We start from the raw sequence: 15,153 nt of genomic DNA, 5'->3' as shown, positions 1-15,153 counted from the left end.
GCAAAAAATAACAGCGTTTTTCACCTAAATTAAGCAGTGAATTCAAATAAAAATTCATTTAGTGAGGATTTTGAGCTTAATTTTTTATCGTTAAAAAGAATTAAAAAACTTGGAAAAAAGCTGCTCGATACAGAAAGTGCTGAATTTGTAGAAAAGCTTAATACTGTGGTCGGATTTTTTTCATGACAAGAGTTTTGCATGATGCCAAGATTCGCTTATTGGATGAATAGGAAAAACGCATGCATCGTCACAATTTATGGATAGCACTTTTTGCTGCGACAGCAACTTTAGGGACAACTGCAACTCAGGCAGATTTTATTGACGACAGCAATGTTCAACTTAAATTTAAGAATTTTTATTTAGATCGTCAAATTAAAGACAACCCTGCGGGGAACTTTGGTTCATGGTCACAAGCAGTCACCTTGGATGCTAAATCGGGTTATCACGATTTAGGCGTAATTCAGGTGGGTGCTGATCTTCTGGTTCAACACGCAGTAAAACTCAATGGTCGTGATAAAAATGCAGACTGGGTTTTGCCGCATGATGGTAAAGAGTCAAAAGATCATTTTGGTAAGGTCGGTGCAACTCTAAAAGTTAAATTTTCTGAAACTGAATTAAAAGTAGGTGACTTATTACCAATGTCACCTGTGGTGTTTTTTGACCCATCGCGTCAATTGTTAACGACTTATAGCGGTGCATGGTTAGAATCAAAGGATTTAAAAGATACTAAATTAACTTTGGCTTATTTAGACGGTATTAATGCACGTTATGATAACCAATACCAAGATTTTACGTTGTTCCCTCAAAATAATTTTTCTGCTGCTGAAGCGAATAAATTAAGCACAGACGATGGCATGTATCTTGTGGGAGTAGATCATCAATTTACCCCTAAAGTAGGTGGAAGTTATTGGTATGCGGATGTAACCAACATCTATCAACAACATTATGTCGCTGCAAACTATAAAACGACTTTGGCTGAAAAAACTAAGCTGGATACCCATGTACGCTATTTTGACAACAGCGAATCGGGTGACAAGCTGTATGGTAATATTGACAGCCAGGCCGTGTCTGCGGGTGCAAAAATCAACAATGGGATGCACACTGTACAGTTAGGTTATCAACAAATGTTTGGTGAGCACGGTACAAAAGCCCCAATGTTCCCGACCTTGGGCGGGTGGGTGCCGCAGCCTTACTTAGACAACTGGTCTGTGGCGAGCTTCATTCGTAAAGATGAGCGTTCTTGGAGTTTGGGTTATACCTATAATTTTGCCGATGTGGGTGTATCTGGTTTAACAGCGACAGTACGTCATTTTCGCGGTGATAATATAGATGGTACTTACCATAAGTTAACCAACAATGCTGGTCAGTCGCTTAAAGAGGGTAAAGAAAACGAAACGAATGTAATCGTAAATTATGTTGTGCCTGAAGGTAAACTTAAAGGACTTGGTTTTCAGTACATGTTCATCGATACCAACTTTAACTTTGCGAATGACTTAGAAGAACACCGTATCGCCACGACTTACACTTATAAATTCTAAAGCTAGATAAAAATCAGAGCGGCTTTTTATAGTCGCTCTTTTTTTAATATTTACTGAATAAATACCTTATATAAATTAAGACTTTTATTTTATTAAAGTTATAAAATTCAAAGAGTTGTTTAATCGTTTTTTTATGGGTTGTGATCGTAAATTTGTATCAGTTGATGCTGTGTGAACAGGTAATATAAGCCTGTAAAAAGTAATGTTGAATGAGTCCACTTGACGTCAAATTCTATACCTAGAGCCAAACGCAAGCTAAAGACTGTACGAGGAGTATATATGAGCACTGTTCAAATCCCTGACTATACAACAGATCCATTCTTTGGCTTAGAAGATAAATGGATTGAAACAGCAGAAGGCGAATTAACGCATTATCACGAAGTGGGTGAAGGTACACCTATTCTATTTTTACACGGTTCAGGTACAGGCGTATCGGCTGCTGCAAACTGGTGGTTAAACTTGCCACAAATTGGTGAGCAAGCACGTTGTATCGCCATTGATACCATTGGCTATGGTCAAACTGTGGTTGCACCAGGAACACAATATGGCATCCGTGCATGGGTCGATCATGCTGTGCGTACTTTAGATGCCTTAGGCATTGAAAAAACTTGGTTGGTGGGTAACTCGTTGGGTGGCTGGTTGGCATTCCAGTTGGCATTGGATTACCCAGAGCGTGTTCTTGGTATTATCTCGATGGGTACAGGCGGTGCAAAACAGACTGCAGCCCTCAAAGCGCATGCAAATCCTGTATTGACTGAAGAAGGCATTAAAAAGACGCTTTCAATGTTCGTGGTAAATAAAGACTTGATTACAGATGAGTTGGTCAAAGTCCGTTTTGCTTCTGCAAAAAATGACTATGCTTCAGACCGTTTAATGGATGTTGTGGGCGCGCGTGACCGTGACCGTTTCGAGTTCCCACTCGACTTTGACAAAATGAAAGACATCACTGTGCCTGTATTGCTGATTCACGGTACACAAGATGTGGTGATTCCAGTATCGCGTACATGGGATATTTTAAATATTGTGCCACATGCCGATGCACACATTTTCAGCCAATGTGGTCACTGGTCACAGGTTGAAAAAGCGGAAGAATTTAACACTGTGATTAAAAACTACTTAACTGCACGTGGCGTAAATTAAGCGCAGTGAGGTAAAAAAGGATGGCAATTTGCCATCCTTTTTTATGGATGTTTTATGTACCCAATTTAGTGCTGAATAAAGCTCGCGACCAAGTTAATGCAAATTGCCAAAATAGTGGTATTAAAGCTATAAGCCAAAATAATATGTAGCGTGTTCAGTACCCGCATGGGTTGTGAGCTAATCGAGACATCGGCGGTTTGTGCAGATGTACCAATCACATAGCTGAAATATAAAAAGTCAGGATAGGTTGGATGCGACGTCTTGGGAAAATCCAAACCACCTTCTTGCTGCTGTTGCAGTGCCAAATAATAGTCATGCGCATAGTGAATCGCAAAAATGGTGTGCATAAAAAACCAAGCACATAAAATAGTGGTAATGGATAAAATAAAATGTCCCATGCGCACAAACTCACTTTGTGCAAATAAATTCACCTCGACAATGATCGCAATAAAGCACATCACTAAGGTTAGAAATACCAAGAATAAAATCAGCCATTTGCTGGCATCTTGTTGTTGGGCACGTTGTAAAATATGTGCATGATCGCTGTGCCACAAACTGCGCATGGTTAAAACCAAATAGCAGGAAATCGCGATATTCCAGCTAATCAATAAACAGCTTGACCATGACCATGCAGTGAGGGTCTGAAAAATAGCATACAGCACAATGGTAATCACAAAACTGATAAAAAAATAAGGACGATATTGAATCCCTGTTTTCATTCTGCTGAAGGGTGTTTTTATCATTCTTGATCCTTTCTGGATGTGCAATCTAAAGGTGTTACTGCCTGTTATCATCGGCTTAATTTTAGAAAATAGCGATGGGGTGCCTATTTTAACTTATTAGACTTAAGTTGTAATTTGCAGGAAATGTGGTAGCGAAGCGAGGAAAAAGCAGACTGCAAAAATGCGAATGTTTGAGTGTAAGAATGAGCAGTAGTTCAGAAAAAGATTAAAAAAATAAGTTTAGACTTAAGTCTAAAGCTTTGTTTTAGCATTTAGGATGCACAAAAAAAGTGCTTACTACATCAAGCAGCAAGCACTTTTGAAAGGTTGAAAAACGCGAGTGGTTTTAGAATTATTGTTCGCGGTTGATGTCCAAATAGAACACACGTGTGAGCAGTTCCATAAATTTCTGTACCGCAGCGGAATGGCTGTTTTTGCCGTAGCTGACGTACAAATCTAAATGCGGAAGTTCTACATCAAGTGGGCGGATGACGGTATTTTCCATGGTGAGGGGGGCAACATAGCCCGGTAAAATGGTGCAGCCCAAGCCCATACCAATCGAGTTGATATTAAATAAAATGTTGTCAGCTTTTTGCACAATGTTTAGTTCAATGTTGTGCTGTTTGGCAAAATCGACAATCAGGTGATGCAGATTATACGAAGCTTCTGCCGAAGGAATAATAAAATCAATACCATTCAATGCTTTGACAGGAATGCGTTCGTATTTTGCTAACGGATGATCTTTGGGCAAAATAAAAATTAACGGTTCACGCAGTACAAACTGGCTCTCAATTTCATCACTGTTGATATTGTGGCGGGTAAAGGTGATATCGAGTTCACCTTTTTTAATCATTTTCATTTGCTCAGTGTTGTTCAAACTGAGCAATTCAATTTTCAAATCTGGGTTTTGTACCCGTAAATTAGGCAGTACAAAAGGGAAAATTTTCATTTCCGCCACAGGTACAAAGCCAATACGCAGCATTTGCTGTTTGGCTTGTGAAACCTGACGTGCCATGGCAACGGCTTTGTCGGCTTGGGCAAGGGTCAGGCGAGCCTGTTCCAGAAATACAGCGCCTTCTTCGGTCAGTTCAACCTTGCGTTTGGTACGGTTTAACAGTTTAACGCCAACATCTTCTTCTAAGTCTTTAATTTGCTGACTCAGCGAAGGTTGAGCCGTATAAAGCTTAAGCGCCGCTTTACTGAAGTTGAGTTCTTCAGCCACGGTAATGAAGTAGCGAAGGTGACGTAATTCCATACAGCCATTCCAAAGATTAATTCAAAATATGTCTTACTATAGATTAATAAAAGTATAATCTATAAACAACCATCAGATGAAAATTATTGTGTCATTTAGGAAATAAATAGGGTTTTATCATTGTGTAATGTTTTAATCGCATAATATAAAGTTTTATTAATCTATAAAATCTATTAATTGAAACAAAAAAAATATTTCACTAAACGTCCCTAAAAAATCATTATCCATCCAAAGTTGAGTCTATTTACTTTGTGCCGTTGTTGGTCACAGGAGAGCTTTTCATGAGTGGAAAAATTGATGTGCGCGAAATCGACGCTTTGGTCGATGCACAAAATGGACGTATCACTCCATCTATTTATACAGATCCAGATATCTACGAATTAGAACTTGAACGCGTGTTCGGCCGTACGTGGTTGTTCCTGTGTCATGAAAGCCAAATTCCTAAAGCTGGCGACTTCTTCAACACCTACATGGGTGAAGATCCAATTATTGTGGCACGTCAAAAAGACGGTTCAATCAAAGCATTTTTAAACCAATGCCGTCACCGCTCTATGCGTGTGAGCTTCGCAGACTGTGGTAATACGCGTGCATTTACTTGCCCATACCATGGCTGGTCTTACGGTATTGATGGTTCACTCAAAGATATTCCATTAGAAGAGCGTGCTTATCCTCAAGGTGCTTGTAAAGAGCAATGGGGCTTGGTGGAAGTGAACCGTGTGAAGTCTTACAAAGGCTTGGTATTCGGTTGTTGGGATGAAACAACTCCTGACCTAGAAGAATACATGGGCGACATCGCTTGGTACTTAGATGGCGTGGTGGATCGTCGTCCGGGTGGTACAGAAATTATTGGTGGTGTACACAAGTGGGAAATTGACTGTAACTGGAAATTTGCTGCAGAACAATTTGCTTCTGACCAATACCACGCATTGTTCTCTCACGCATCTGCCATTCAGGTTTTGGGTGCAAAACCAGATGATGACAGCAGTAAACAATTGGGTGCTGCACAAACCGCTCGTCCTGTTTGGGAAACTGCGAAAGACGCACTTCAATACGGTTCACGTGGTCACGGTTCAGGTTTCTTCTTTACAGAAAAACCAGATGCAAACGTATGGGTAGATGGCGAAGTTGCTAACTATTTCCGTGAAACGTATGACGAAGTTAAAGAGCGTTTAGGTGAAGTTCGTGCCCTACGTTTGGCTGGTCACAACACGATGTTCCCAACCTTGTCTTGGTTGAACGGTACAGCAACACTTCGCGTATGGCACCCACGTGGCCCGAACAAAACTGAAGTATGGGCATTCTGTATTGCCGATGCTGAAGCTTCTCAAGAAGTGAAAGACGCTTTTGAGCGTTCTGCAACACGTGCATTCGGTCCTGCAGGTTTCCTAGAGCAAGACGACTCTGAAAACTGGATTGAAATTCAAAAAGTATTACGTGGTTATAAAGCGCGTCAAAACAAACTGATTGTTGAGATGGGTAAAGGTAACGAAAAAATCCGTGAAGATGGTATTCCGGGTATTACCAACTACATTTTCTCTGAAACTGCAGCACGTGGTATGTACCGCCGTTGGGCAGATTTGCTGATCCATGAAAAATGGGAAGATGTTGAAAAAGCAGCTGACGAATACGAGAAGGAGCTAGTGAAATGAGTCAAATCAGTTTAGAACTTCAACACGAAGTTAGCCAATTCTTGTATCGCGAAGCAAAGTTGCTGGACGACTGGAAATTCCGTGAGTGGTTAGAACTCATGGCAGAAGACATTTCTTATACCTTGCGTACTACACCGAATGCGCAAACCCGTGACCGTCGTCGTTCAGTTGAGCCACCAACCACTTGGGTGTTCAACGACAACAAACACTTGCTTGAGCGCCGTGTGGCACGTTTAGAAACGGGTATGGCGTGGGCGGAAGAGCCGCCATCGCGTACAACGCACATGGTTAGCAACGTGATTGTTGAAGCAACAGACGTTGAAGGTGAATACGATGTACACGTAACTTACTTACTGTACCGTACTCAAAAAGAGAAAGACGTGACGATTTACTGTGGTAAGCGTAATGACAAAATCCGTCGTGTTGAAGGTGGCTTAGGCTTCCAAATTTTCAACCGTAAGATTGTGCTTGACCAAGTAACGTATAACTCACACAACCTGAGTGTATTCTTCTAATGAATAAGATTTTTGTTTGCCAAGTTGACGAATTAGACGAAGGCGAAGCGTTAAAAGTGGACTGCGGTGTAAACGGTATCGAAGCACTGGCAGTATTCAACAACGGTGGTGATTTCTTTGCCATGAACGACCGTTGTTCACACGGTAATGCGTCTATGTCTGAAGGTTATCTTGAAGATGATGGCACGGTTGAATGTCCACTACATTCTGCACGTTTCTGTTTGAAAACTGGTCAAGCTTTATGCTTGCCAGCAACTGACCCAATTCAAACCTTCCCTGTGGTGGTTGAAGATGGTGCGTTATACGTAGAAATGGCAGGAGAGTAAGCATGGGTTGGCTAAAAGGCGAAGTGGCACTGATTACAGGTGGCGGTTCTGGTTTGGGTTGGGCTTTAGTAGAACGCTTCCTTGAAGAAGGTGCGCATGTGGGCGTATTGCAGCGCTCACAATCTAAAGTTGATGCCTTAAAAGAACGTTTTGGTGATCAAATTGTGGCTGTCGCTGGTGATGTTGCCAACTATGCAGACAATGTCCGTGCTGTAGAGGCCACTGTGGAGCGTTTTGGAAAACTGGATTGCTTTATTGGCAATGCGGGGATCTGGGATCATTATGCAGATATCGTCAATACTTCGGGTGAGCAGCTTGAAAAAGCCTTTGATGAAATCATGGGCATTAATACCAAGGCGTTAATCTTGGGTGCAAAAGCGGCACTAGATGAATTGGTGAAATCTGAAGGTTCTATCATCTTAACCTTATCCAATTCTGCGCTGTATTCTTCAGGCGGTGGCCCTGTTTACACTGCATCTAAACATGCAGGTGTTGGCATCATGAAAGAGTTGGCTTATGAGTTGGCACCTAAAGTACGTGTCAATGCCGTTGCGCCTTCAGCGATGAATGTCAATATTAAGGGTGCAGCCTCTTTGGGGCAGGAAAACCTTGGCTTACTCGATGCGCGTGACCCTGAAAAAATTGCACGCGGTATGCCGCTTAACTTCTTGCCTGAGCCAGAAGATATGACAGGTTCTTATGTGCTCTTGGCATCTCGTCAAAATAACCGTCCACTGACTGGCGTTCTGATCAATGCAGAATGTGGTCTGGGTATTCGTGGTTTACGTCAACCACGTGCAGGTTTCTTTGACGAATAAAATTGAGTCTAAATTCAATAGACGAATCGGCAGCCTTTCTCTGGGCTGCCTTCCTTATTTAGGAGTCTCTCATGGCCGTTAAACTCATTTGTGCATCGCACAGTCCTTTAATGGAATTTGCAACACCGCAAGATCAATCCAAAGAACAAAAAGTTCGTGCTGCCTTTGAGCAACTTGCTGCAGAAGTCAAAGCTTACGATCCAACCTTAATCATCACGTTTGGTCCAGACCATTTTAATGGTTTCTTTTATGATTTGATGCCAAGTTTCTGTGTGGGTATTCGCGCAACGGCTGCGGGTGACTGGGACTACGGCAAAGACAATGATCGTATTGATGTGCCTGAAGACAAAGCTTTGGCTATGGTACGTCGTGTATTGGATGAAGGCGTAGATGTGGCGTACTCGTATCGTATGCAGGCCGATCATGGGGTGACTCAGCCTTTACACTTCTTATGCGATGGTCAGTTAGACCGTTACCCAACCATTCCTGTATTTATCAATGGTGCTGCTGCACCAATGCCAACCACGAAGCGTACCATTGCTTTGGGTCGTGCTGTGGGGCAGTTTATCAAGTCTTTAAATCTTGAAAATGAACGTGTTCTTGTTTTAGGTACAGGTGGTTTGTCGCACGATCCACCAACACCACAAATGGGTTCAGTGCCACCTGAAGTTGAAGAGTTTTTAATTGCAGGGCGTAACCCAAGTGCTGAAGCACGTCATGCACGCCAAGCCAAAATTATTGCTGTTGGGCAAAAACTTGCAGCGGGTGATACATCGGTCGCAGTGCCGCTTAGCCCAGAGTGGGATATTGCTTTACTTGAAAAATTCAAGCATGCAGATTTTGCGGCAATGGAAGCCATGACTGAAGCTGAAATTCGTCGTGATGGCGGCCGTGGTGGTCAGGAAGTTCGTTCATGGATGGCTGCTTTTGCGGCATTGGATGAGCTGGGTGCGTATGAGATGACCACACATTGCTATGAAGATATTAGTGAGTGGATTGCGGGCTTTGGCATCGTATCTGCCGAGTTAAAAGGTTAAGTCCATGAGCGTAGAAACAATTGTAATTGTGGGAGCAGGTCAGGCAGGGGCGAGTGCCATTCTTGAGCTGCGTGGCAACCAATATGCAGGCAAAATTATCCTCATTGGTGATGAAAAACATTTGCCTTATGAGCGTCCACCGCTGTCTAAAGATGTAATTTTACGTCCTGAAGAAACCAAAATCGAGATTCTGTCGGAAGAAAAATTGGCAGAACTAGGTGTGACCACTATTCGTGGCAATGGCGTGAGCAAAATCAATGCCGAAGCACATACGGTTGAATTGCAAAATGGTGAGGTCATTGCCTACGACAAGTTGTTGCTTGCCACAGGCGGTGCTGCACGTCGCTTGCCAAATTTTGATGCCTTAGGTAAACACGTTTACACGTTGCGTAATCTTGAAGACTCGCAAGCCTTAGTCCCTGTATTACAAGCGGGTCGTCACATCATCTTAATTGGTGGTGGTGTGATTGGTTTAGAGTTGGCATCTTCTGCACGTTTTAAAGACTGTCAGGTAACTGTCATTGAAATGGGACCAATGGTGATGGGACGTTCATCACCACTCATCTTGAGTGAGTTTTTACTGCAACAGCAGTTATTGGCAGGAGTTGATGTACGTCTGTCTACGCAAATTGCAGATTGCAAGCTAGATGGTGAAGAAATTGTCGTGACCCTAGAAGGTGGCGAAGAACTACGTGCCGATGCGGTGATTTACGGTATTGGGATTATTCCAAACGCACAACTGGCAGTTGAAGCAGGTTTAGATGCAGACTTTGCGGTGCATGTGAATGAAAACTGTCAAACTTCAAACCCAGATATTTATGCTGCGGGCGATGTTGCTTCACAACTTCGTGAATGTGGTAACCATCGTCGTGTAGAAACTTGGGAAAATGCTAACTTGCAAGCAGGCATTTTTGCACGTCATGTTATGGGCGTGGCGCATCCTGTTGCAAATCCAGCTTGGTTCTGGACTGATCAGCTCGACATCAACTACCAGTTCGTTGGTGATATGTCGGCAGCAGAATGGCATGTACGGGGTGAGATGGATGCGACTAAACGCAGCGACTCCTCATTCGTACTGTTTGGTGTGACTGATGGCGTGATTGTAGGCGGGATTACTGTGAACGCTGCCAAAGACATGCGTCATCTGAAAAAGCTGATTAGCAAACAGGCCGTATTTGAAGCAGACAAATATTTAGATGTGAGCCAAGAGCTTCGCAAATTGGTGAAGTAAGCTTGAACTGATATCAAACAGACCTGAGGCAACTTGGGTCTGTTTTTTATCTGCCGAAGAAAAGTGTCCATTTTATGTTGAGCAAGTGATGAATGCGAATACATCTCCTGTTGTGGTAACTGCCAGTATTTATGCCTTGTTAGTATTAATCTGGGCGACCACGCCATTGGCGATTGTCTGGAGTGTGCAGGAAATTCACCCTATGTGGGTCTTGATTATCCGCTACATTGGGGCTTCCGTGATTGCGCTATGCTTGCTCAAGCTGATGCGCGATCCACTGCCTTTTGATCACACCTCAGTGAAAAGCTATTTGGCGGGTAGTCTGAATTTAATTGGTGCACAGCTATTTATTTACTTGGCTGCCAATTATTTAACTTCAGGCTTAATGGCGCTGATTTTTGGTTTTTCTCCTTTAATCGCAGGCTTGATTGGTCATGTGATTTTACGCACGCAAAAATTGATTGCCTTACAGTGGACAGGGATGGCAATTGCGATTGCAGGACTCAGCTTTGTCTTTGCAGACTCTGCCGACAGCAAAGTGAATCCATGGGGCGTGGTGTTGATGTTTATCAGTATGCTGTCCTATATCAGCTCAATTTTTTGGGTCAAACAAATCAATGCTCCTTTAAAGCCGATGTCACAAGCCACAGGTTCTTTATTGGTATCATCGGCAGGGTCATTGTTATTAATTCCCTTTATTTGGTCGCATTTCCCGACTCAAATGCCAAGCAGCCAAGCCATGATTGGTTTTGTATTTACCATGATCATGTCGTCTATTGTCGCCATGCTGTGTTATTTCTGGCTGATTCGTCGTTTAAATGCCTCAACCGTATCTTTAAGTAATGTGATGACTCCCATCATCGCGTTAATTTTAGGTGCGACCTTAAATAATGAACACATCAGCATGAATGCGTTTATTGGCATTGCCGTGGTGATGTTCGGGATTGTGATGTATTTCTGGAAAGAATGGCGCGAACAATATTTTGCTAAACGCTAAGCTCGCATTGCTTTACCCGTGTTTAGGTTTTTCTACAGCCTAAATTTTTTATACGGTGTAAATTTGCAATCTTTGCGCTGCTGTCGATACGACTTTTTCCTCAAAACAACAAAAACATAAAAGAAATAGTCTGCTTGATTTCGCTACTATGCGTGATAGAGTCAACACATGAACCAAAGCTGTGTTTTTCTGAACAGATCAGGATAAAAAGCATCATGGCAGATGCGCTATATATTATTGGGCTTACATGAACAACATGGAACAAAAGCATTTTCAACTGCCAACGGAAGCCTGTTGGTCGCATACTTGGCGTAAACCCAAGCTGCAGTTTTTGCCTTCAAATCATTATGATGGAGCGCAGTTTTTTAATCCGATTGCGTGTCCTGAGGGGCGCAGCCAAACTGATTTATTGAAATGGTTGCTAAAACGCAAATCGAACAGTTGGAATGTCAATCCGCAACAAGAAGCACAGCAATTTTTTACAGCGCCAAGTGCTTTGCCACAATTACGTCCACACGCCAGTTTGGATGATTGGCAAGTTTGGTTTGTGGGGCATGCAACGGTGCTGATTCAAATTGGACCGTATAACTTTTTAACCGATCCAGTCTGGGCAGAGCATGCCAGTCCGAAACAGGGGCGAGGGCCTAAACGTGCCTGTCCTGCAGGGATTGCACTGGAAGATTTACCGACCATTCATGCCGTCTTCTTGAGCCATAACCATTATGACCACATGGATTTAGCCACCTTAAAATGGCTGAATCATCAATTTGCCATGCCTATTTATACAGGTTTGGGCAATGCTTGGTATTTGCCGCCTGATTTGCATGTGATTGAAATGGACTGGTGGCAATCGGCTTTATTTAAAGAAGTGAAAATTGTCTACACCCCTGCACAACATGGTTCAGGGCGTGGCGCACGTGATCAGAACATGGCGTTATGGGGCGGTTTTTCTATTTTGCATGGGCAAGATCATTGCTTCTTTGCGGGCGATACAGGTTACTCGCCACACTTTAAAGAAATCCAAACCCGCATTGGCGCACCGCGCGTGGCACTTTTACCTATAGGTTCTTACGAGCCACGGAATCTGATGCGTTATATGCATATGAACCCTGAAGATGCCTTTCAGGCCCATAAAGATTTACATTCCAAATGTTCTTTGGCCATTCATTACCGCACTTTTGAGCTGACCGATGAAGGGCGTGAGCAACCAGAGGCAGACTTGCATCATGCCATGAAGCGTTCATCTAAATTAATGAATCCGTTTTATTGTATTCGTGAAGGTAAGAAATTAATTGTTTAATCTTTTAAAAACTTGACCTTAAATAAAAGTGACACGCTACTTTTCACGCTACTGAAAAGTGGCAATGATAGATATAGAACACAAAGCCCCTATCGAAATAGGGGCTTTGTTTTGGTGTTTAAAGTCTTGCTGTTCAGACTGACTTGATCTTTAACTACAAAGATTACAGTACGCCAGGCTGACCAAGTGCAGGGTCACTGGCACGTGCTGCTTGCGCATCGGCAACGGTCATGCCTAAAGCCGCTGCAACGCCTTCGCCATAAGCAGGGTCACATGCATAACAGTTACGAATATGACGATACTTAATAAAGTCTAAAGCATCACCCATTGCACGTGCCGTGTTATCAAACAGTGCTTGTTTTTGCTCAGGGTTCATTAAATTGAACAAGGCACGCGGCTGGCTAAAATAGTTGCTATCATCTTCACGATAATCCCAGAAATCTGCATCGCCACGAATTTTTAGCGGTGGTTCGCGGTATTGTGGTTGCTCTTGCCATTGGTGGAAGCTGTTTGGCTCATAGTGCGGCAAGCTGCCATAGTTACCATCCATACGACCCTGACCATCACGACGATTCGAGTGCACAGGGCAGCGTGCAGCATTCACTGGAATTTGTGAATGGTTCACACCAACACGGTAACGCGCAGCATCGGCATAGTTGACCAAACGCGCTTGTAACATGCGATCTGGCGAGTAGCTAATCCCTGGTACAAGGTTACTTGGTGCAAAGGCAGCCTGTTCAACATCTTGGAAGTAGTTTTCAGGGTTACGGTTTAGTTCAAACTCACCCACTTCAATCAGTGGATAATCACCTTTCGGCCAAACTTTGGTGAGGTCAAATGGGTGATAAGGGACTTTTTCTGCATCCAGTTCAGGCATGATTTGCACGAACAGTGTCCATTTCGGGAAATCACCACGTTCAATGGCATTATAAAGGTCGGTCTGGCTGCTTTCACGGTCACGACCAATTAATTCTGCTGCTTCTGCATCGGTCAGGTTTTGAATGCCTTGTTGAGTGCGGAAGTGGAATTTCACCCAGAAACGCTCATTATTGGCATTAATAAAACTATAGGTGTGGCTACCAAAACCATGCATGTGACGATAACCCACAGGAATACCACGATCCGACATCACAATGGTGACTTGGTGCAGTGCTTCTGGCAGCAAAGTCCAGAAATCCCAGTTATTGGTCGCATTACGCAGGTTGGTGCGTGGGTCACGCTTTACCGCTTTATTCAGGTCAGGGAATTGACGTGGGTCGCGGAAAAAGAACACTGGTGTGTTGTTACCGACTAAATCCCAGTTGCCTTCTTCAGTATAGAATTTTAAAGCAAAACCACGAATGTCACGTTCTGCATCGGCAGCGCCACGCTCACCTGCAACGGTAGAGAAACGAGCAAACATTTCAGTTTTTTTGCCAACTTCAGAGAAAATTTTGGCACGGGTATATTGGCTGATGTCGTGCGTGACCGTAAACGTACCAAACGCACCTGAACCTTTGGCATGCATACGACGCTCAGGAATTACTTCACGTACAAAGTTTGCCAACTTTTCATTGAGCCATAAATCTTGAGTAAGGAGTGGGCCACGTGCGCCCGCAGTCATACTATTTTGGTTATCTACAACAGGTGCGCCTGCATCGGTGGTTAAATGCGTTACAGGGCATTTTTTTATCTCTTGGCTCATCGTTGTTCTCCATTATTGTGATCATCATGTGGTGGGCTGTATTAGAAATTTAGCTTCTAAAACAAGCGGCCATGAACCGTTTTGTTTGTTTAAAAAATCAACTACAACACCACAATACCATGCAGATCGGGCTTTGTAGATGAAAGCTTTTCAAATCTCACCATTTTAATGTAAAACGATTTTTATAATTTTACAAATAGATAAATTTATTGTTTATGATTGGTGTATTCGATAGATCTTTGTAAACTAAATAATCAGTTTTGCTGCATTAAATATCTGAAACAGAGACTAAAAACGGTTGAATTGCTAGTGAAATATCGGTGTACAAGGTGCCCCAATCTTGAAAATGCGGATTGATTAATAAACTTTGTGAAATAAAGCCATAGCTGATGCGGTGCAGATTCAAAGCAAGGCGCAGTTGTAGTTCGGCATTATGTATGACAGGTGCGAATATCTGTTGCCACATTTGCAGCATCATGCTGTAACTTTTTTGGTAAGTTTCAATGTGTGAAACTTGTCGTTCCAGTAAAAAAGTCTGTGCCCAAAGCCATTGTTGTGCCTGAATTTGCTGAAGCTGAAACTGAATGATTGTTGCGATATAGCGGTTTATTTCAATAACTGTGGATAACTCAAGTTGCTGTTGGGCATAACTTTTTAAGCGTTCTGCATGCTGTTTGACTTGCAGGTGAATCGTCAATGCCAGTAAATCTTCTTTCTTGGCAAAGTATTCATAAAAAGTGCCTAAACCGACACCTGCCAAATTAGTAATTTCACGAATGGTAATTTCAGCTGCCGAGCGTTCATGCAAAAGCCGAACAAAACTTTCCTGTAAAGCCTCTTGAGTCAGTTTAGCCCGCGATTGGCGCGGCTTACGGCGCACTTGAACCTCAGAATTTTTCATAAATAAAGCCGAACACCTGAGCACATATTTTTCTCTATAC

14 protein-coding genes are annotated in these 15,153 nt (G+C 42.8%); 10 read left to right on the top strand and 4 right to left on the bottom strand.

Annotated features, from left to right (window positions below; all coding sequences use genetic code 11):
- The first annotated feature begins 239 nt into the window (after positions 1-239).
- Together HX743_RS04660 and HX743_RS04655 are read left to right on the top strand one after the other, a co-directional pair.
- Positions 240-1,538, top strand: coding sequence for an OprD family outer membrane porin (locus HX743_RS04660; protein ID WP_178318624.1), 1,299 nt, complete (start codon positions 240-242; stop codon positions 1,536-1,538).
- Positions 1,539-1,817: 279 nt separating this feature from the next.
- Entirely contained in the window at positions 1,818-2,678 is an 861-nt protein-coding gene (locus tag HX743_RS04655) for an alpha/beta fold hydrolase (RefSeq protein WP_004976044.1), read from the top strand.
- A gap of 65 nt (positions 2,679-2,743) precedes the next feature.
- Here the strand turns inward: HX743_RS04655 and HX743_RS04650 are convergent, their stop codons facing one another.
- Positions 2,744-3,421, bottom strand: coding sequence for a DUF1345 domain-containing protein (locus HX743_RS04650; protein WP_096901303.1), 678 nt, complete (start codon positions 3,419-3,421; stop codon positions 2,744-2,746).
- Positions 3,422-3,752: 331 nt separating this feature from the next.
- On the bottom strand, positions 3,753-4,655 hold the full coding sequence (hcaR, locus tag HX743_RS04645; protein ID WP_178318623.1) for a DNA-binding transcriptional regulator HcaR: 903 nt from the start codon (positions 4,653-4,655) through the stop codon (positions 3,753-3,755).
- 281 nt (positions 4,656-4,936) lie between these two features.
- Here hcaR and hcaE point away from each other — a divergent pair, with 281 nt between their 5' ends.
- The 8 genes from hcaE (at position 4,937) to HX743_RS04605 (ending at position 12,528) form a co-directional block, all read left to right on the top strand.
- The gene (hcaE, locus tag HX743_RS04640) at positions 4,937-6,304 is read left to right on the top strand and encodes a 3-phenylpropionate/cinnamic acid dioxygenase subunit alpha (protein ID WP_154321080.1); all 1,368 of its coding nucleotides are present in this window, start codon (positions 4,937-4,939) and stop codon (positions 6,302-6,304) included.
- The gene (gene hcaF, locus HX743_RS04635) at positions 6,301-6,819 is read left to right on the top strand and encodes a 3-phenylpropionate/cinnamic acid dioxygenase subunit beta (protein WP_154321079.1); all 519 of its coding nucleotides are present in this window, start codon (positions 6,301-6,303) and stop codon (positions 6,817-6,819) included. Before hcaE ends, hcaF begins: the two co-directional genes overlap by 4 nt.
- On the top strand, positions 6,819-7,145 hold the full coding sequence (gene hcaC / locus HX743_RS04630; protein ID WP_178318622.1) for a 3-phenylpropionate/cinnamic acid dioxygenase ferredoxin subunit: 327 nt from the start codon (positions 6,819-6,821) through the stop codon (positions 7,143-7,145). Before hcaF ends, hcaC begins: the two co-directional genes overlap by 1 nt.
- Before the next feature lie 2 nt (positions 7,146-7,147).
- Positions 7,148-7,963 carry a 3-phenylpropionate-dihydrodiol/cinnamic acid-dihydrodiol dehydrogenase gene (gene hcaB, locus HX743_RS04625; protein ID WP_178318621.1) on the top strand — a complete coding sequence of 272 codons (816 nt, stop codon included), beginning with the start codon at positions 7,148-7,150 and terminating at the stop codon, positions 7,961-7,963.
- Between the two features lie 71 nt (positions 7,964-8,034).
- Positions 8,035-9,000: a 3-carboxyethylcatechol 2,3-dioxygenase gene (locus tag HX743_RS04620; RefSeq protein WP_168460355.1), complete on the top strand. Its 966-nt coding sequence runs from the start codon at positions 8,035-8,037 to the stop codon at positions 8,998-9,000.
- 4 nt (positions 9,001-9,004) lie between these two features.
- Positions 9,005-10,231 carry a 3-phenylpropionate/cinnamic acid dioxygenase ferredoxin--NAD(+) reductase subunit gene (gene hcaD, locus HX743_RS04615; protein WP_178318620.1) on the top strand — a complete coding sequence of 409 codons (1,227 nt, stop codon included), beginning with the start codon at positions 9,005-9,007 and terminating at the stop codon, positions 10,229-10,231.
- Positions 10,232-10,319: 88 nt separating this feature from the next.
- Complete coding sequence (locus tag HX743_RS04610; protein ID WP_004976074.1) at positions 10,320-11,228, top strand: DMT family transporter; 909 nt, start codon at positions 10,320-10,322, stop codon at positions 11,226-11,228.
- 247 nt (positions 11,229-11,475) lie between these two features.
- Positions 11,476-12,528, top strand: a complete 1,053-nt coding sequence (locus HX743_RS04605; protein WP_178318619.1) for an MBL fold metallo-hydrolase — start codon at positions 11,476-11,478, stop codon at positions 12,526-12,528.
- Positions 12,529-12,691: 163 nt separating this feature from the next.
- Here HX743_RS04605 and HX743_RS04600 read toward each other — a convergent pair whose 3' ends face one another.
- Positions 12,692-14,212 carry a catalase gene (locus tag HX743_RS04600; RefSeq protein ID WP_096902685.1) on the bottom strand — a complete coding sequence of 507 codons (1,521 nt, stop codon included), beginning with the start codon at positions 14,210-14,212 and terminating at the stop codon, positions 12,692-12,694.
- 268 nt (positions 14,213-14,480) lie between these two features.
- The gene (locus HX743_RS04595) at positions 14,481-15,113 is read right to left on the bottom strand and encodes a TetR/AcrR family transcriptional regulator (RefSeq protein WP_178318618.1); all 633 of its coding nucleotides are present in this window, start codon (positions 15,111-15,113) and stop codon (positions 14,481-14,483) included.
- Between the last annotated feature and the right edge of the window lie 40 nt (positions 15,114-15,153).

Source organism: Acinetobacter sp. Swhac1 (assembly GCF_013390985.1).
Taxonomy (GTDB): domain Bacteria; phylum Pseudomonadota; class Gammaproteobacteria; order Pseudomonadales; family Moraxellaceae; genus Acinetobacter; species Acinetobacter towneri.
This window is presented reverse-complemented; position numbering and strand designations above follow the sequence as displayed.

What these genes read in the sequence shown, in the direction of transcription:
- HX743_RS04610 (WP_004976074.1), top strand. Translation starts at nt 10,320, where the DNA reads ATGAATGCGAATACATCTCCTGTTGTGGTAACTGCCAGTATTTATGCC.
- HX743_RS04620 (WP_168460355.1), top strand. Translation starts at nt 8,035, where the DNA reads ATGGCCGTTAAACTCATTTGTGCATCGCACAGTCCTTTAATGGAATTT.
- HX743_RS04600 (WP_096902685.1), bottom strand. Translation starts at nt 14,212, where the DNA reads ATGAGCCAAGAGATAAAAAAATGCCCTGTAACGCATTTAACCACCGAT.
- hcaE (WP_154321080.1), top strand. Translation starts at nt 4,937, where the DNA reads ATGAGTGGAAAAATTGATGTGCGCGAAATCGACGCTTTGGTCGATGCA.
- HX743_RS04605 (WP_178318619.1), top strand. Translation starts at nt 11,476, where the DNA reads ATGAACAACATGGAACAAAAGCATTTTCAACTGCCAACGGAAGCCTGT.
- hcaC (WP_178318622.1), top strand. Translation starts at nt 6,819, where the DNA reads ATGAATAAGATTTTTGTTTGCCAAGTTGACGAATTAGACGAAGGCGAA.
- hcaB (WP_178318621.1), top strand. Translation starts at nt 7,148, where the DNA reads ATGGGTTGGCTAAAAGGCGAAGTGGCACTGATTACAGGTGGCGGTTCT.
- hcaR (WP_178318623.1), bottom strand. Translation starts at nt 4,655, where the DNA reads ATGGAATTACGTCACCTTCGCTACTTCATTACCGTGGCTGAAGAACTC.
- HX743_RS04655 (WP_004976044.1), top strand. Translation starts at nt 1,818, where the DNA reads ATGAGCACTGTTCAAATCCCTGACTATACAACAGATCCATTCTTTGGC.
- hcaF (WP_154321079.1), top strand. Translation starts at nt 6,301, where the DNA reads ATGAGTCAAATCAGTTTAGAACTTCAACACGAAGTTAGCCAATTCTTG.
- HX743_RS04595 (WP_178318618.1), bottom strand. Translation starts at nt 15,113, where the DNA reads ATGAAAAATTCTGAGGTTCAAGTGCGCCGTAAGCCGCGCCAATCGCGG.
- HX743_RS04660 (WP_178318624.1), top strand. Translation starts at nt 240, where the DNA reads ATGCATCGTCACAATTTATGGATAGCACTTTTTGCTGCGACAGCAACT.
- hcaD (WP_178318620.1), top strand. Translation starts at nt 9,005, where the DNA reads ATGAGCGTAGAAACAATTGTAATTGTGGGAGCAGGTCAGGCAGGGGCG.
- HX743_RS04650 (WP_096901303.1), bottom strand. Translation starts at nt 3,421, where the DNA reads ATGATAAAAACACCCTTCAGCAGAATGAAAACAGGGATTCAATATCGT.